Consider the following 15,221-nt stretch of genomic DNA (forward strand, 5'->3'; position numbering starts at 1 on the left):
GGAATACCATGCACCAGCAACAGGTGATTGAACAGCTGCTGGCCTGGATCGAGCAGAGCCTGGATCAGCCGCTGACGCTGGACGACATTGCCGCCAAGTCCGGCTACTCCAAGTGGCATTTGCAGCGGATGTTCAAGCAACATACCGGCCATATTCTCGGCACTTACGCCCGCCGCAGAAGGCTGACCGCCGCCGCGCGCGAACTGCGCCTGACCGGCACCAGCGTGGCCTGCATTGCCGATACTTACCAGTTCGATTCGCAGCAGACCTTCACCCGTTGCTTCCGCAAACAGTTCGGCCTGCCGCCGGCCAGCTATCGCCGCAGCCAGGATTGGTCGAGCTATGGCCTGCAGCCGCCGCTGCGGCTGACCGACACACCGTTGCCGCAGGCCGATATCGTGATGCTGCCCGCCATGCAACTGGTGGGCAACACCCAGCGCCGCAGCTTCACGCTGGGGCAGCTGGCGGCCTCCAAGTGCGAACTGCGCCGCCACGCCTGGCGGCAGTTACTGCAGCCGCAGGCGCTGCCGGAAGTGGTCTATGGCCTCACCAGCCTGGAGGTCGACAGGCAACGCCGGGGTAACCCGCGCATGGTCTATACCGCCGCTCTGCCGGACGAAGGGGCGATGGGGGAGAGGGTGACTATCGAACAGGGAGAATATGCCCGTTTCACCTATCAAGGTCAGGCGGAAGGGTTACAAAACTTTATCGTGCGGTTGTATGACACCGCCATGCCGCAGATGAATGCCGTCCGCCGGCCGGGGCAGGATATCGAGCGTTTCTACCCGGCGCAGGAGGGCAGCTGCCCGCTCGGCGGCACGGCGATCCGCTGCGAATATCTGATCCCTATTCGGCGGGTGGAAGCGTTGGCCGCCGCTGGTTAGGCGGCGGTTCTCGCAAAAAGTCGCCTTTGTGGCGCGTCAGGTTACAAAAAATTGCGATATTACATCGGTAATGGTTCACACTTTGATTGATGTGCACATATAATGCGCATCCGGTCAAATCCCCCCTGGTTTTTCAGGCCGCAGCGCCGTTGGCTGCCGGCTGAAATTCAACGGGGTAAAATGGCCGTAGAAACCGATACCCATAATCGCCAGTGGCCTTGACCAACACGAAGATGAAAATGAGCATTCGCGCGTTATTAACCCTGTTTACGGCACTGGTTGCATTCAGCCAGGCTGCCTTCGCCGTCGTCTACCCGCTGCCGCCAAAAGACAGCCGTTTGGTGGGCGAGAATATCCAAATCACCGTACCGGAAGACAGCAAACTGCCGCTGGAAAGCTTCGCCGCCCAGTATCAGATGGGGCTGAGCAACATGCTGGAAGCCAACCCGGGCGTGGATCCGTTCCTGCCGAAGGCCGGCAGCACCCTGACCATCCCGCAGCAGCTGATCCTGCCGGACGCGCCGCGTGAAGGCATCATCATCAACAGCGCCGAGATGCGTCTGTACTACTACCCGAAAGGTTCCAATACCGTGGTAGTGCTGCCGATCGGTATCGGCCAGTTGGGTAAAGACACCCCGCTGAACTGGACTACCACCGTGCAGCGCAAGAAAGACGGCCCAACCTGGACGCCGACCGCCAAGATGCGCGCCGAGTACGCGGCCGACGGCGAAATCCTGCCTGCGGTGTTCCCGGCCGGCCCGGACAACCCGATGGGGCTGTATGCGCTGTATGTTGGCCGCCTGTATGCCATTCACGGCACCAACGCCAACTTCGGCATCGGCCTGCGCGTGAGCCACGGCTGTGTGCGTCTGCGCGCCGACGACATCAAGTACCTGTTCGAGAAAGTGCCGGTCGGCACCCGCGTGCAGTTCATCAACGAACCGATGAAAGCCACCGTTGAACCGGACGGCTCGCGCTACGTGGAAGTGCACAACCCGCTGTCGGCCAACGAAGAGCAGCTGCAATCGAAAGATCCGGTGCCGCTGACCATCTCCGCGCCGGTCGGCAAAGTGCTGATGGACGCCGGCGTCAACCAGAGCGAAGTGGACGCGGCGATCAAGGCCCGTTCCGGTATGCCGGTGAAAGTGAACTGATTGCCTCGGGCTTCAGTGAACGCGATAAAAAGACGCCTGCGGGCGTCTTTTTTTATACCTGTAAAACATGTTGTTGCGTGTGCATCCGCAATCATGCCCTCAGCATTGCACAGAAAGAAGTCATTATGCGCGTCATCATGCAAAGCGGGTTTTTCGTGGTGGTCGTCATCAACGTTTGAAGCGATGCTGGCGGGGAGGAATGTTCTGGAAAAGTATCTCACTAGGTGCTATGTTTTGACAGGAAGCCCATCGCAATGCGTACGTTTAAAACTGGTTGGTTTAGCAGGAAGGCTCGGGCTCACGGCATCACCGATAAGGCGTTGTGTCGGACAATAAAAGATGTGCAACGTGGTTTGGCTGTGGATTTAGGCGGTGGCGTATTTAAAAAACGTCTTAATCATAATCGCGACCGTGCATTGGTATTAGCGAAAAACGGTCGGCATTGGGTGTTTGTTTTTTTGTTTGCCAAGCAGGACCAGGCCAATATCACAGGGGCGGAATTGCAAGTTTTTCGCAAGTTAGCGATGCAGTTTGGCACGTTGAGCGACGATCTGGTCGAGTCCCTGGTTGTGAAAAAAGAATGGATGGAGATTTGCCATGACGCAGGAAAAAACGTTCCGGAGCCCAGTTTTTGAGGCGATTCACAGCGCCGCTGAAGGATTGCATCGTGTTGGTGCCATTTCTCTGGAAACCCTACGCAGTTTTGATGAGTCTTGCCTTTCTCCAGTCGAGATATTGCAGCCCCAAGAGATCAAAGCCTTGCGCGAGCAGTTACGTTTAAGCCAACCGGTTTTTGCCCGATATCTGAATACCAGCGTGTCGACCGTACAGAAATGGGAAACAGGAGTGAAACGGCCAGGTGGTGTGTCGCTCAAGCTGCTTTCGATCGTACGCAAACATGGGCTTCAGGTCTTGTTGTAGTGATCGTTTTGGTTGTCACTATTCTCACATTTACCTCTCTGCCCTTGCCTCTCTGAAATGCCCATACGGCAATTATTCCAATAAAAACTATAGCTAATTAATAAGTTATATCTCCTTCGTCATCACCTGTCATTGAAAAAATTCTCGCAAAAAATCCACACTGTGAAAATAAGATCACACAAGCGTAACAAAAGGTAAACAAACCCCTCCTATATTGGCTGCTTCGCTTTTGGGAGGGAGTGTCATGCGTAACTGGAACGAACCGAAAAAGAACAAAGCGCACATCGAACTGATCCCGATGATCGACGTGATGATGTTTTTATTGGTGTTTTTCGTCTTGATAAGCCTGAACGTCATTCCGGCGCTCGGGCTGAAAACGCAGCTGCCGTCTGCCGGCAGCGCGCAACAGCTGAAACCGCAGAAGAAAGCGATCATCACGTTAGGGGCCGATGAACAGCTGCAGCTGGATGGCCAGCCGATCGCGCTCGACACGTTGGTCAACACGCTGAAGCAACAGCAGCAGGCCAACCAAACCACCACCATTATCGTCAACAGCGACAAAGGCGTGGCGGTCGAGCGGCTGGTGGCGGTCATGGACAACCTGCGCCAGGGCGGTTTCTTCTCCGTCTCCATCGCGACACGGAAGCTGTGACATGTATCTGCTCTATCGCTCACGTCATCTGTTCAGCTGGTTGCCGGCGCTGATTGTCGCCGGTTGCCTGTTGTTCGCCAGCCAGCAGGCGGCGCTGAAAATCCAGCCGCGCTATGACGAAACCGCCATCGAACTGGCGCTGGTGGAGCCTGAACCGGCGCCTGAACCTCAACCGGAAACGCCGCCGGAGCCTCAGCCAGAGCCGCCGCCGCCCGAACCTGAGCCGATCCCCGAACCGGTTGTGCCGGCGCCGGAACCGATCGTGGAAGCCAAGCCGGTGCCGAAACCGCAGCCGAAGCCCAAACCCAAACCGGTGAAAGAGAAAGCCAAACCGGTAGATCAGCCTAAGCCGACGCCGGCGCCCGCCGCCCCGCGCGCGCTGGTCAGCAAACCGGCGGCGCAGCCCGCACCGGCCGCACCGGCGGCGCCGAAGGTGAACGCACAGGCGATCGAAAACGGCTATCTGCTGGCTTTGCGCCGCGAGCTGGAACAGCGCAAGCGCTACCCGAGCGGGCGCCAGGCCTCGCTCGAGCGCCCGCAGGGCAACGTCGAAGTGTGGCTGGAGGTCGATCGCAGCGGACGGGTGCTCTCTTCCGGCATCGCCAATAAAGCCGCCAGCATGCTGCTGAACCGCGCGGCGATGAGCAGCCTGCAAAGCATCAGTTCAGTGAAGCCGTTCCCGAGCGAGGCGTTCGCCGGGCAAACAACCAAAAGATTTACCGCAACGTTCAATTATCAGGCGCCTTAGCGCAAGGGTTAATCGTTTGATTTTTATGGGATGCACACAATGAAATCGTTTAATCGTTCTGGGATCTATCTGGCGGTGATGTCGGCGATGCTGCCGGGCGCCGCGCTGGCGGCCGACGCCACCGATGTCGGCACCATCAGCGTCAAGGGGCAGTCGCTCGGCGGTGGCATGATGGTGCAGGATGACAGCGCCAAGGCGCGCTCCACTGTTACCAAAGAGGCGATGGATAAAATGCCGTCGGCGGCCAACGCCATCGACAAGCTGAAATACACGCCGGGTCTGAACGTCAACAGCAACGATGCCAGCGGCCTGAGCGGCGTGGACTACACCATGCGCGGCATGAACTCGGATCAGATCGGCCTGTCGATGGACGGCATTCCGATCAACGACTCCGGCAACTACGCGGTCTACCCGAACTTGCTCGGCGATGCGGAGAACCTGGAAGAGGTGTTCGTCACCCAGGGCTCTTCCGAAGCGGACGGCCCGCACATCGGCTCCAGCGGCGGCAACATCGGCCTGGTGACGCGCCGCCCGGCGAAAGACTTCGGCGGTTTCGTCAAACAGACGCTGGGCAGCAACAGCTTGAGCAAAACTTTCGCCCGCCTCGAGACCGGCGAGTACAATGGCTTCAGCAACTGGCTCTCTTATTCGCACACCGAGGCGAAGAAGTGGCGCGGCGAGGGGCGCCTGTACTCCGACAAGTTCGAGATGAACTCGCTGTACGAAGACGGCAACGGCAACAGCAGCAATCTGGTGATGAAGTACAACCGCCAGAACAACACCAACTACAACACCCTGAGCAAGGCGCAGTTCCAAAACGACGGCCGTGACACCGACTATGCCACCACGCCGGAGTACAACAACAAAGGGCAGTTGAACAAGTATTACAAGATTGAACGCAACCCGTTCGAAAACTTCACGCTGTCGTTCACCCAGAAGCTGCAGCTGCGCGACAACCTGTCGCTGACCCTGCAGCCTTATTACTACTGGGGCAACGGCGGCAGCTTCAACGGCCAGACGGCCTCGGTGCTGTCCAGCACCTCCAGCAAGGCCGGGCAGTACGATCTCAGCAATCTGCAATCCAACACCTATTACCGCCCGTCGTGGACCCAAACCTGGCGGCCGGGCATCACCACCAAGCTGAAGTGGGACATCAACGATCAGCACAGCCTGGATCTCGGCTACTGGTATGAGCGCGCGCGTCAGCTGCAGACCCAGCCATTCATCAGCATCAAGGGCGACGGCAATCCGTCGCAGATTTGGGGGCAGCCGGGCGGCTCCGATCAGGTGAAGGACGCCAACGGCAATACGGTGCAGGGGCGTAACCAGTACACCATCACCCCGGCGCAGAAGGTGTGGCTGCAGGATACCTGGTTCGCCACGCCGGACTGGACGTTTGTCGGCGGCCTGGCCTATCAGTACGTAGAACGCAAAGGGGACAACCGCGGCAGCCTGTACAACGTGCCGGAGAAGCGCAAAGCCACCTATCATGAATTCCTGCCGAACTTCAGCGCCAGCTATAAGGTGAATCAGGAAAACCAGGTGTTCTACAACCTGACGCGCAACATGCGCACGCCGCCGAACTACGTGCTGTACAACGTCGGCGACTCGATCAGCACCAAGCCGGAACTGAGCTGGAACCACGAATTGGGCTGGCGTTTCCAGCAGGATGACATGTTGCTGAGCGCCACGTTGTTCTACATGCGCTACAGCGATCGCCAGATCTCCACCACCAATGCGGCCGGCGACTACGAAATGATGAACATCGGCAACGTGGAGAACAAAGGGCTGGAGCTGGAGTGGAGTGGCCAGTTGCCGCATAACTTCAACTACTACACCTCTTATACCTACACCGAGTCGAAGCAGAAGAGCGATATCGTCAGCAATGGCGGACAGCCGCTGCCGACTTCCGGCAAAGAGGTGCCGAACGTGCCGAAAAACCTGCTGAATATGACGCTGGGTTATGACGACGGGCTGTATTACGGCAGCGTCAGCGGCAAGTACGTCAGTTCGTTCTACGGCGATCTGACCAACGACGAGAAGATCGGCGGCCGTACGGTGTTTGATCTGGCGGCGGGGGTGCATTTGCCGGTGGACAAGAAAATCGTCAAGAGCGCCGCGCTGCGCTTTGGCATCAGCAACCTGTTTGACAAGGAATACCTGACTTCGGTGCGCACCACCACCTTCAACGCGGCGCCTTACGGCGGCGTGAAGGCCAGCACGCCGTATTACAACGTCGGCGAAGAGCGCACCTTCAGCGTCTCGCTGGAAGCCACCTTTTAACTGAATACCCCGCCGTCTGCCGGGCGGCGGGGAAGAGGAACCCCGTATGGACGCCAATCTGTTGCACGACATTATTTTCTACGTGATGTACGCCGCGCTGGCGATTGCGCTGGTGATCATCATTGAACGCACGCTGTACTTCGCCTACACCCAGCGTCAGGCGCGTCGGTTGGAGCAGGCGCTGACGCCGGAGGTGCGCCGCGCCGCCGATCTGCCGGACGAGCTGACCCAGCGCAACAGCCTGCCGATGGCGGTGATCGCGCCGGTGCTGGCGCAGAAGCACCGCGCCGGCGATCGCGAGGCGATCGGCGATCTGATCGACGCGCAATACCTGCTGAGCAAACCGCCGATGGCACGCGGCCTGTGGCTGCTGGAGACCGTGGTCACCGCCGCGCCGTTACTGGGGCTGCTGGGCACGGTGATGGGGATCATCGAAACCTTCAAGGCGCTGGCCGCCTCGGGGGTGTCCGAGCCGAGCCTGGTGTCAGCCGGGATGGGCACCGCGCTGTACGCCACCGGCCTGGGCATCGCCATCGCGCTGCTGTGCCTGGTGGCTAACAATTTCCTGCAGAGCCGCATGGAGCGCATCAACGAGCTGCTGAAGGTGCTGCTGATCCGCGCCGGTCAACCGGCCAGCCGCCCGGAGAGCGGCAACGGCGAACAATGGGTTGACAGCGGGGCGCCGCGCTATGCCTAATGGCCATCCAGTACGGCGGCCGTTCGGCCGCCTTTATACGGCATTGTGGAGCGGTTGTTTGTTGATGTTGAGCCAGAGCGCCGCGGCGCGTTTTGCGATTCCCGGCTATGAGCTGGTGTACACCGCGCCGGTGGAAACCGCGCTGCAGGCGGATGACCTGCGCAACACCGCCGAAGTGTGGCGCGAGATGTTCGACGCGGCGAAAACGCGCATCGATCTGGGGCAGTTTTATGTGGCGAACCAGGACGGTTCGCTGCTGGATGGTGTGTTGCAGCATCTGAAGGCGGCCGGCGAACGCGGGGTGAAAATCCGCTTTTTGGTGGAAGAGAAGGGCATTCGCATTTCTACCGCCGAAACGCTGGAACAGCTGAAGGCGATCCCCAATCTGGAGCTGCGAATCATTCCTTACCAGAAGCTGAGCGGCGGCATTCTGCACGCCAAATATTTGCTGGTGGACGGCGAACAGGCGTTCGTCGGCAGCCAGAACTTCGACTGGCGCGCGCTGGAGCATATTCACGAAACCGGGCTGCGCATCAGCGACGCCAAGGTGGTGGGGCAAATTCAGGCGATCTTCGAGCAGGACTGGCAGGCTCAGGCGATGCTGGCGCAGGATAAACCGGTGCCGGCGCTGCCCGATGCGCCGCCGACGGGGCAGGCGCAAGGCAACTATCTGGTCGCCAGCCCGCGTGCCTACAACCCGGCGGGGGTGATTGACTCGCAGGCCGAGCTGCCGCGCCTGCTGGCCGGCGCCAAGCGGCGGGTGCGGGTGCAGGTGATGGATTATGCGCCGCTGTCGTTCGGCCCCGAACGCAGCCGCCCCTTTTATGCGGTGATCGACAACGCGCTGCGCAGCGCGGCGGCACGCGGGGTGCAGATCGAGCTGATGGTGGCCAACTGGAACACCAAAAAGCCGGATATCGCCTGGCTGAAGAGCCTGGCGCTGGTGCCGAACGTGCAGATCAAAGTGGTGACCATACCACCGGCCAGCAGCGGCTTCATTCCGTTTGCCCGCGTGATCCACAGCAAGCTGATGACCATCGACGATGAGTTTGCCTGGGTGGGCACCAGCAACTGGACCGGCGGCTATCTGGACAACTCGCGCAATCTGGAGCTGGTGATGCACAGTGCGGCGATGAGCGGGCGGTTGGACAAGCTGTACCAACAGCTGTGGAACAGCGTCTACGCCGAACCGTTGCGGCTGGATTACGACTACCCGCCGCCCAAGCCGGGCGGCGAATCCTGATAAACAGGGCGCGGTTAATCCCCGCGCCCTGTGTTTTTACCGTCGCCAGCCGGCCTTCTCCAGCGCCGTCACCAGCTGCTCGGCGCTCAACCCTTCCGCCCGGTGGCCGTTGCCGCTGACGGTATTGGCCGCCAGCAACGCATTCACGATCGCTTCCTCCACCGCTTCTGCCGCCGCGGCGAACAGCGCCGAAATGTAGTCGTTGTTCACCATGCGTAGCGGCGTGGTGAAAGCGCCTTTATTGGCGTAGTCGGCGGGCGGCAGGCCGTCATTGCCGGTAGCGAAGGCGATGAAAATGTCGCCGCTCGAATCCTCAGTGCCGCCGCCGGTGCGAGCAATGCCAATGCTGGCGCGCTGCGCCAGCCGCGCACACTGGTGCGGCAGCAGCGGCGCGTCGGTCGCCAGCGCCACCACGATGGAGCCCATGCCGGGATGCGGCAACTGCGGCGTGAACGGCGAGGGGATATGCCCCAAATGGCGGCCCACCGGGTAGCCGCCCACCAGCAGCGATTCGCGCTTGCCGTGGTTGGCCTGCACGATGGCGCCCACCGTCCAGCCGCCCTGATCGGCGGGCAAGCGGCGCGACGCGGTGCCGCTGCCGCCTTTGAATTCATGGCAGATCATGCCGCTGCCGCCGCCGACCGCGCCTTCCTGCGGCAAGCCGCCCTGAGCCGCCTGTTGCGCCTGGCGTACGTGCTCGGCCTGGACGTGAAAGCCATTGATGTCGTTGAGCAGGCCGTCGAAAGTTTCCATCACCACCGGCATATTCCAATACACCGCGTTGTCGCTCTCTGGCAGCGCTTCACGCTCCAGCGCGATCAGCGCATCGCGCACTACGCCCACGCTGTGGGTGTTGGTGAAGGCGATCGGGCTGGTCAGCAGGCCCGCTTCGCGCACCCATTCCAGACCGGTGGCGTCGCCGTTGCCGTTCAGCACGTGCACGCCGGCAAAGCAGGGCGCGTGGCGGGCAGAGCCGGGGCGCGGTTCAATCACCGTCACGCCGGTGCGCACGCTGCGCCCGTCCGCCAAATCGGCATGAATGCTGGCATGGCCGACGCGCACGCCGGGCACGTCGGTGATGGCGTTCAGCGGGCCGGGCGTGCCCTGTCCGATGATGATGCCCAGATCCTGAGCGCGCTGCGTCATGGTTATTCTCCTTCTATTGAGGGGGCGGTGAGGGGCGCCGTTTGGCGGCCTCGCAGATGGTTCAGCGCCAGCCCGAAGCCGATGATGCCGGCAATGATAATAAAGTCTTTCAGGCTGCTGGCGATCAAAATCGTCCACAGCACGTACAGGCAGCACAGCAGCGCCGCCACCACCGGCAGTGGCCACAGCGGCATCAGGTACGGGTGATGGAAGTGGCGGCGACGGCGGCTGATCAGCGCCGCCACCGCCATGATGATGTACACCAGCAGCAGCAGGATCACGGTGAACGAGGTCAGCGACTCGAGATCGGAGCAAAACGCCAGCAGCGCCGACGGAACGCCGAACAGCAGGGTGGCGATCCAGGGGGTACCGAAGCGCGGGTGGATGATTTTCAGCGCCCGGTTAAACGCCGGTAGCCAGAAGCCGTCGCGCCCGCTGGCGAACATCATGCGGCTGAATTGCGCCACGATGGCGATGATGGCGTTGAATACCGACAGATAGATCGCGCCGCTCACCACCCGCGCCAGCGTCGGGCCGCCGAGCTGGGTGACCACATAACCAACCGGATCGGCCTGTTTGGCCATCTCCGTCAGCGACGGCGATCCGATCAGCAGGGCGGTGAACGGGACCAGTTCCACCAGCACCACGATGACCAGTGTCAGCATGATCGCGATCGCCATCGGTCTGCCCTGTTCGCGCATGTCTTCCGCCATGTACACCGCCGCGCCGTAGCCGTTGTAGGAGAACAGCGCGACCCCGACCATGGCGACGATCAGCGGCAGCGACACCGGCGCCAGGCTGCCTTGCGCGTCCAGCATCACCGGCGCGGTGAGGATCTCCGCACTCTGATGCGGATGGCTGAAACCGAGCCAGGCGATCAGCGCCAGCACCGCCACTTCCACCACCAGAAAGGCGCCGGTCAGCAGGGCGTTGGCCTTGATGTTGAAAATGGCGCAGGCGCCGCCGATCAGCACGGTGATCATGCCGGCGGTGGAAGCATCAAATGAGGTATCCAGCGCGGTATTCAGGTAGGGTACGGCGCCGGTGGCCAGCACCGCCGGCACGAACAGGGCAGCGCTGAGAATAAACAAATAGGTCTGCAACCCGCACAGGGTGCCGAACAGGCGTTTGATGATGCTGTATTCGCCACCGGCGCTGGGGTGCGCGGCGCCGAGCTCGGCATAGCACAGCGCGATGGTGGCGGCGACACAGGCGGCGATCAGAAACGACAGAAAGGCGCCGCTGCCGGCGCTGGCGATCGCCAGTGGGGCGATGACGAAGATCGAGCTGGCCGGCGTCACGCCGGACGCGGTGATCATCACCACGTCGAGGATGCTGAGATTGCCTTTGAAGGTGTGTTCAGGGTCGGACTCTTTCATGGGATAACGACTCCATTAACGTGTGAGTGAATTATTGTTTTGCTGCACAGGCTGTACGCAGGAATCAAATGGAGCGCGCGGAAATGCCGGGGAGCGTTGCTCCCCGGAAGTTTATTGTTCTTATGTGTTACCCCTGTCCCGACGGGAAGCTGAAGCTGGCGTGCCGGGCATCGCCGGAGGCCGGCCAGCGCTGGGTCACGGTCTTGCGTTTGGTGTAGAACCTGACGGCGTCCGGGCCGTAGGCGTGCAGATCGCCGAACAGCGAGCGCTTCCAGCCGCCGAACGAGTGGTAGGCCACCGGTACCGGCAGCGCCACGTTGATCCCCACCATGCCGACCTGAATGCGGCTGGAGAAGTAGCGCGCCGCTTCGCCGTCGCGGGTGAACAGGCAGGTGCCGTTGCCGTATTCGTGGGCGTCGATCAAGGCCATCGCCTCCGGCAGCGACGCCGCGCGCACCACGCCGAGCACCGGGCCGAAGATCTCTTCCTGATAGATGCGCATGCCGGGTGTTACGCGATCGAACAGCGTCGGGCCGAGGAAATACCCCTGGCTGGGGCGTCCGTCAGCGTCCGTCACGCTCAGCTCGCGGCCGTCCACCAGTAGCTCTGCGCCTTCGGCCACGCCCTGCTCGATATAGCCTTTCACCTTCTGATAATGCTGTTGGGTCACCAGCGGCCCCATGTCGTTGCGGTTGTCGCTGCCGGGGCCGACGCGCATGGTGGCCATCTGCTGGCGCAGCCCGGCGATCAGCGCTTCGGCGGTGTCGTCGCCCACCGCCACCACCAGCGGGATGGCCATGCAACGCTGGCCGCAGGAGCCGAAGGCCGCGCCCATCAGCGCGCCGACCGCGCCGGGGATATCGGCGTCCGGCAGCACCACCGCGTGGTTTTTGGCGCCGCCCAGCGCCTGCACCCGCTTGTTCTGCGCGCAGCCGGTGTGATAGATGTGTTCCGCCACCGGCGTCGAGCCGACGAAGCTTATCGCCTTCACGTGTCCGTCATGCAGCAGCGTCTCCACCGCTTCGCGATCGCCGTTGACCACGTTGAGCACCCCCGGCGGCAGCCCGGCTTCCGCCGCCAGCTGCGCGATATACAGCGCGGCGGAAGGCACGCGCTCTGACGGTTTCAGCACGAAAGTGTTGCCGCACGCCACCGCCATCGGCCACATCCACAGCGGCACCATCGCCGGGAAGTTGAACGGTGTGATGCCCGCCACTACCCCCAGCGGCTGAAACTCGCTCCAGCTGTCGATGCCCGGGCCAGCCTCTTTACTGTGTTCGCCCTTCAACAGTTCCGGCACATAGCCGGCATATTCGATATTCTCGATGCCGCGCTGCAGTTCGCCGAGGGCGTCGCTGAGCACCTTGCCGTGCTCGGCGGTGATCAGTTGGCAGATGGCGTCGGCGTGCTGTTCAAGCAGATCCTTGAGCTTCATCATGATGCGTGCGCGCTTCAGCGGCGGGGTGTCGCGCCAGGCGGGGTAAGCCTGTTCGGCGGCGGCGATGGCGCGCTCCACCGTGGCGCGGTCTGCCAGCTGCACCTCCTGCGCCGATTGGCCGGTGGCCGGGTCGTAAACCGGCTGGCTGCGTTCGCCGCCGGTGGCGGGCTCGCCGTTGATCCAATGGGTAATGGTCATGGTTATCTCCTTATTCGGTGGCGTTGAGAGCATCGCCGACGGCGTTGATCAGCGCGTCGATCTGCACTTCGCTGCTGATGAACGGTGGCGCCAGCTGCAGGGTGTCGCCGCCGTAGCGCACGTAAAATCCGCTTTCCCAGCAGCGCATCGCCGCCTCGAAGGGGCGCCGCGCCGGTTCGCCCGGCCGCGCCGCCAACGTGATGCCGGCAGCCAGGCCGATGTTGCGAATGTCGGCGACGTGTTTGGCCCCTTGCAGGCTGTGCACCGCACGCTCGAAGTAGGGCGCCAGCGCCTGTACGCGCTCCACCATCTGTTCGCGCTGCAGAATGTCCAGCGTCGCCAGTGCGACCGCGCAGCTGACCGGATGGGCGGAGTAGGTGTAGCCGTGCGGGAATTCGAGCTGGTAGTCCGGCTCGCCGCCGTTCATGAAGGTGTGGTAGATCTCCGGCCGCACCACCACCGCGCCCATCGGCTGCGCGCCGTTGGTCACCTGTTTGGCGATATTCATGATGTCCGGCGTGACGCCGAACGCCTCGGCGCCGGTCATCGCGCCGCAGCGGCCGAAGGCGGTGATCACTTCGTCGAAGATCAGCAGGATGTCATGCTGGGTGCAGATTTCGCGCAGGCGCTGCAGATAGCCGACCGGCGGCACGATCACCCCGGCGGAGCCGGAGAAGGGTTCGACGATCACCGCGGCGATGGTTGAGGCGTCGCGCAGCGCGATGATGCGGTTGAGCTCTTCCGCCAGCTCTGCCCCCTGTTGCGGCATGCCGCGCGAAAAGGCGTTGCCGGCCAGCAGGGTGTGCGGCAGGTGGTCCGCCTCGGCGCCGGCGCCGAACGTCTTGCGGTTGCCGGCGATGCCGCCGACCGAGATACCGCCGAAGTTAACGCCGTGATAGCCTTTTTCCCGGCCAATAAAGCAGGTTTTGCCCGCCTGGCCTTTGGCGCGCCAGTAAGCGCGCGCCATTTTCAGCGAGGTGTCCGCCGCTTCCGATCCGGAGCCGGTGAAGAACACGTAATCCAGCCCCGCCGGCGTCAGTGCCTTGATCTTGTTGGCCAGCTCGAACGACAGCGGGTGGCCGAACTGAAACGCCGGCGAGTAATCCAGCGTCGCCAGCTGGCGCTGGGCGGCGTCGGTGATTTCCTGCCGGCCGTGCCCCAATCCGCAACACCATAATCCGGACAGGCCGTCGAAAATCTTTCTGCCGTCATGGCTGGTGTAATACGCCCCCGCGGCTTGAGTAATGATGCGCGGCTGCGCTTTAAAATTACGGTTACCGGTAAAAGGCATCCAATGGGCCTCTAACCCTTCGGCATCGAGACTATTTAGCGGGTGATTTTCAGCGGCCATGTTTTCCTCCGAACAGGAAAATAAGAGCGATTAATGAAATAAACTGAGTTGTTAACGAATTGTTGTGCGAAATTGACTATGTACCGCTTGTTCTCTACTGTGAATAATCATATGTCGAAACTTACTTAAGGTTTTATGCAAGTAAAAAAGCGCGCGCTGTTAGGGCAATTGTCGGATATGGATCTGCGTTTGCTGCGGGTATTCAAGGCCGTGGTCGACTGCGGCGGCATGAGTGCCGCCGAACTGGAGCTGAACATCAGCCTGTCGACCATCAGCAAGCACATCAAGGATCTGGAACAGCGGCTGGGCCTGACGCTGTGCCAGCGCGGGCGCGAAGGCTTTGCGGTCACCGACGAGGGGTTGTTGATCTACCAGGAAACCGTCAACCTGCTGGCGGCCACCGAGGCGTTCCGGCGCGGGGTGGACGAGGTGCACCAGCGCATGGGCGGGCAGCTGCACGTGGCGATATTCGACCATACGGTCAGCAATCCGCAGGCGCAGATCGGCCGGGCCATCGCGTTATTCAGCGAGCGCGCGCCAGAGGTTTCTTTGCAAATGTACGTTGAGCCGATTAATACCATCGAACGCGGCGTCATTGACGGGCAATTTCAGGTTGGCGTTATTCCCATGCACCGCAGCGCGGAAAGTTTATCTTATCATTCATTATTCAGTGAGAGGATGTTCTTATATTGCGGCGCGCAGCATGAATTATTTTCCGCCCCCCATGAAACATTAAATTGGGATCTGCTGCACAATTATGCCTTCGCCGGATTAGGCTATCATTCGCCGAATATGGAACTGAGCCTGCAGCAACATTTGCATCGCAAGGCGACGGGGTTCGCGCAGGAGTCGATCGCCACGCTGATCCTGTCCGGCAAATACGTCGGCTTTTTGCCGGATCACTACGCGGCGTTTTTCGTGGCGCAGAACCTGATGCGGGCGATCAAACCGGCGCTGTTCCGCTATCACTGCGAATACTCCAGCGTGCTGCGCCGCTCGCCGGTGCCGCAGCGGGTGGTGAAGCTGTTCCATGAGTGCCTGCTGGCGGCCCACGGAACAGCGTGACGCTTACTGCTCTTTCTTCTTGCCGAAGATTCTGATCAGCGCGCCGACGAGGATGCCGACCG

General features: G+C 61.4%; 14 protein-coding genes. 10 read left to right on the forward strand and 4 right to left on the reverse strand.

Annotation, left to right across the window (positions count from 1 at the left end; translation table 11 throughout):
• The first annotated feature begins 8 nt into the window (after positions 1-8).
• From EGY12_RS09810 to EGY12_RS09850, 9 genes are all read left to right on the forward strand, one after another.
• Entirely contained in the window at positions 9-884 is an 876-nt protein-coding gene (locus EGY12_RS09810; RefSeq protein WP_123893294.1) for a helix-turn-helix domain-containing protein, read from the forward strand.
• Positions 885-1,117: 233 nt separating this feature from the next.
• Positions 1,118-2,038 carry a L,D-transpeptidase family protein gene (locus EGY12_RS09815; protein ID WP_038878352.1) on the forward strand — a complete coding sequence of 307 codons (921 nt, stop codon included), beginning with the start codon at positions 1,118-1,120 and terminating at the stop codon, positions 2,036-2,038.
• A 254-nt stretch (positions 2,039-2,292) separates the two neighbouring features.
• A complete protein-coding gene (locus EGY12_RS09820) occupies positions 2,293-2,673 on the forward strand; it encodes a type II toxin-antitoxin system RelE/ParE family toxin (protein ID WP_123893296.1) in 381 nt (126 codons plus the stop codon).
• Positions 2,636-2,959: a DNA-binding transcriptional regulator gene (locus EGY12_RS09825; RefSeq protein WP_123893298.1), complete on the forward strand. Its 324-nt coding sequence runs from the start codon at positions 2,636-2,638 to the stop codon at positions 2,957-2,959. The genes EGY12_RS09820 and EGY12_RS09825 overlap by 38 nt, the downstream gene beginning before the upstream one ends.
• Before the next feature lie 244 nt (positions 2,960-3,203).
• Entirely contained in the window at positions 3,204-3,611 is a 408-nt protein-coding gene (locus tag EGY12_RS09830) for a biopolymer transporter ExbD (RefSeq protein WP_123893300.1), read from the forward strand.
• Position 3,612: 1 nt separating this feature from the next.
• A complete protein-coding gene (locus EGY12_RS09835; protein ID WP_123893302.1) occupies positions 3,613-4,359 on the forward strand; it encodes an energy transducer TonB in 747 nt (248 codons plus the stop codon).
• Between the two features lie 39 nt (positions 4,360-4,398).
• Positions 4,399-6,642, forward strand: coding sequence for a TonB-dependent receptor (locus EGY12_RS09840; protein ID WP_123893304.1), 2,244 nt, complete (start codon positions 4,399-4,401; stop codon positions 6,640-6,642).
• Between the two features lie 46 nt (positions 6,643-6,688).
• Positions 6,689-7,339, forward strand: coding sequence for a MotA/TolQ/ExbB proton channel family protein (locus EGY12_RS09845; protein ID WP_123893306.1), 651 nt, complete (start codon positions 6,689-6,691; stop codon positions 7,337-7,339).
• Positions 7,332-8,582 (forward strand): phospholipase D-like domain-containing protein, encoded by a 1,251-nt coding sequence (locus EGY12_RS09850; RefSeq protein WP_123893307.1) that lies wholly within the window; start codon positions 7,332-7,334, stop codon positions 8,580-8,582. Before EGY12_RS09845 ends, EGY12_RS09850 begins: the two co-directional genes overlap by 8 nt.
• Before the next feature lie 36 nt (positions 8,583-8,618).
• Here EGY12_RS09850 and EGY12_RS09855 read toward each other — a convergent pair whose 3' ends face one another.
• The 4 genes from EGY12_RS09855 to EGY12_RS09870 all read right to left on the reverse strand — a co-directional run bounded on the left by EGY12_RS09855 (position 8,619) and on the right by EGY12_RS09870 (position 14,094).
• A complete protein-coding gene (locus EGY12_RS09855; RefSeq protein ID WP_123893309.1) occupies positions 8,619-9,728 on the reverse strand; it encodes a P1 family peptidase in 1,110 nt (369 codons plus the stop codon).
• A gap of 2 nt (positions 9,729-9,730) precedes the next feature.
• The gene (locus tag EGY12_RS09860; RefSeq protein ID WP_123893311.1) at positions 9,731-11,107 is read right to left on the reverse strand and encodes an APC family permease; all 1,377 of its coding nucleotides are present in this window, start codon (positions 11,105-11,107) and stop codon (positions 9,731-9,733) included.
• Positions 11,108-11,234: 127 nt separating this feature from the next.
• Positions 11,235-12,743, reverse strand: coding sequence for a CoA-acylating methylmalonate-semialdehyde dehydrogenase (locus EGY12_RS09865; RefSeq protein ID WP_123893313.1), 1,509 nt, complete (start codon positions 12,741-12,743; stop codon positions 11,235-11,237).
• A gap of 10 nt (positions 12,744-12,753) precedes the next feature.
• Positions 12,754-14,094 (reverse strand): aspartate aminotransferase family protein, encoded by a 1,341-nt coding sequence (locus tag EGY12_RS09870; RefSeq protein WP_123893315.1) that lies wholly within the window; start codon positions 14,092-14,094, stop codon positions 12,754-12,756.
• Positions 14,095-14,229: 135 nt separating this feature from the next.
• Here EGY12_RS09870 and EGY12_RS09875 point away from each other — a divergent pair, with 135 nt between their 5' ends.
• A complete protein-coding gene (locus EGY12_RS09875) occupies positions 14,230-15,159 on the forward strand; it encodes a LysR family transcriptional regulator (protein WP_107226705.1) in 930 nt (309 codons plus the stop codon).
• Positions 15,160-15,221: the final 62 nt, after the last annotated feature.

Source organism: Serratia sp. FDAARGOS_506, assembly GCF_003812745.1.
GTDB lineage: Bacteria > Pseudomonadota > Gammaproteobacteria > Enterobacterales > Enterobacteriaceae > Serratia.

Excerpts from the sequence above, each read along its gene's own strand:
- EGY12_RS09820 (WP_123893296.1), top strand. The coding sequence starts at position 2,293 with ATGCGTACGTTTAAAACTGGTTGGTTTAGCAGGAAGGCTCGGGCTCAC.
- EGY12_RS09835 (WP_123893302.1), top strand. The coding sequence starts at position 3,613 with ATGTATCTGCTCTATCGCTCACGTCATCTGTTCAGCTGGTTGCCGGCG.
- EGY12_RS09830 (WP_123893300.1), top strand. The coding sequence starts at position 3,204 with ATGCGTAACTGGAACGAACCGAAAAAGAACAAAGCGCACATCGAACTG.
- EGY12_RS09865 (WP_123893313.1), bottom strand. The coding sequence starts at position 12,743 with ATGACCATTACCCATTGGATCAACGGCGAGCCCGCCACCGGCGGCGAA.
- EGY12_RS09845 (WP_123893306.1), top strand. The coding sequence starts at position 6,689 with ATGGACGCCAATCTGTTGCACGACATTATTTTCTACGTGATGTACGCC.
- EGY12_RS09810 (WP_123893294.1), top strand. The coding sequence starts at position 9 with ATGCACCAGCAACAGGTGATTGAACAGCTGCTGGCCTGGATCGAGCAG.
- EGY12_RS09875 (WP_107226705.1), top strand. The coding sequence starts at position 14,230 with ATGCAAGTAAAAAAGCGCGCGCTGTTAGGGCAATTGTCGGATATGGAT.
- EGY12_RS09870 (WP_123893315.1), bottom strand. The coding sequence starts at position 14,094 with ATGGCCGCTGAAAATCACCCGCTAAATAGTCTCGATGCCGAAGGGTTA.
- EGY12_RS09855 (WP_123893309.1), bottom strand. The coding sequence starts at position 9,728 with ATGACGCAGCGCGCTCAGGATCTGGGCATCATCATCGGACAGGGCACG.
- EGY12_RS09850 (WP_123893307.1), top strand. The coding sequence starts at position 7,332 with ATGCCTAATGGCCATCCAGTACGGCGGCCGTTCGGCCGCCTTTATACG.
- EGY12_RS09860 (WP_123893311.1), bottom strand. The coding sequence starts at position 11,107 with ATGAAAGAGTCCGACCCTGAACACACCTTCAAAGGCAATCTCAGCATC.
- EGY12_RS09815 (WP_038878352.1), top strand. The coding sequence starts at position 1,118 with ATGAAAATGAGCATTCGCGCGTTATTAACCCTGTTTACGGCACTGGTT.
- EGY12_RS09840 (WP_123893304.1), top strand. The coding sequence starts at position 4,399 with ATGAAATCGTTTAATCGTTCTGGGATCTATCTGGCGGTGATGTCGGCG.
- EGY12_RS09825 (WP_123893298.1), top strand. The coding sequence starts at position 2,636 with ATGACGCAGGAAAAAACGTTCCGGAGCCCAGTTTTTGAGGCGATTCAC.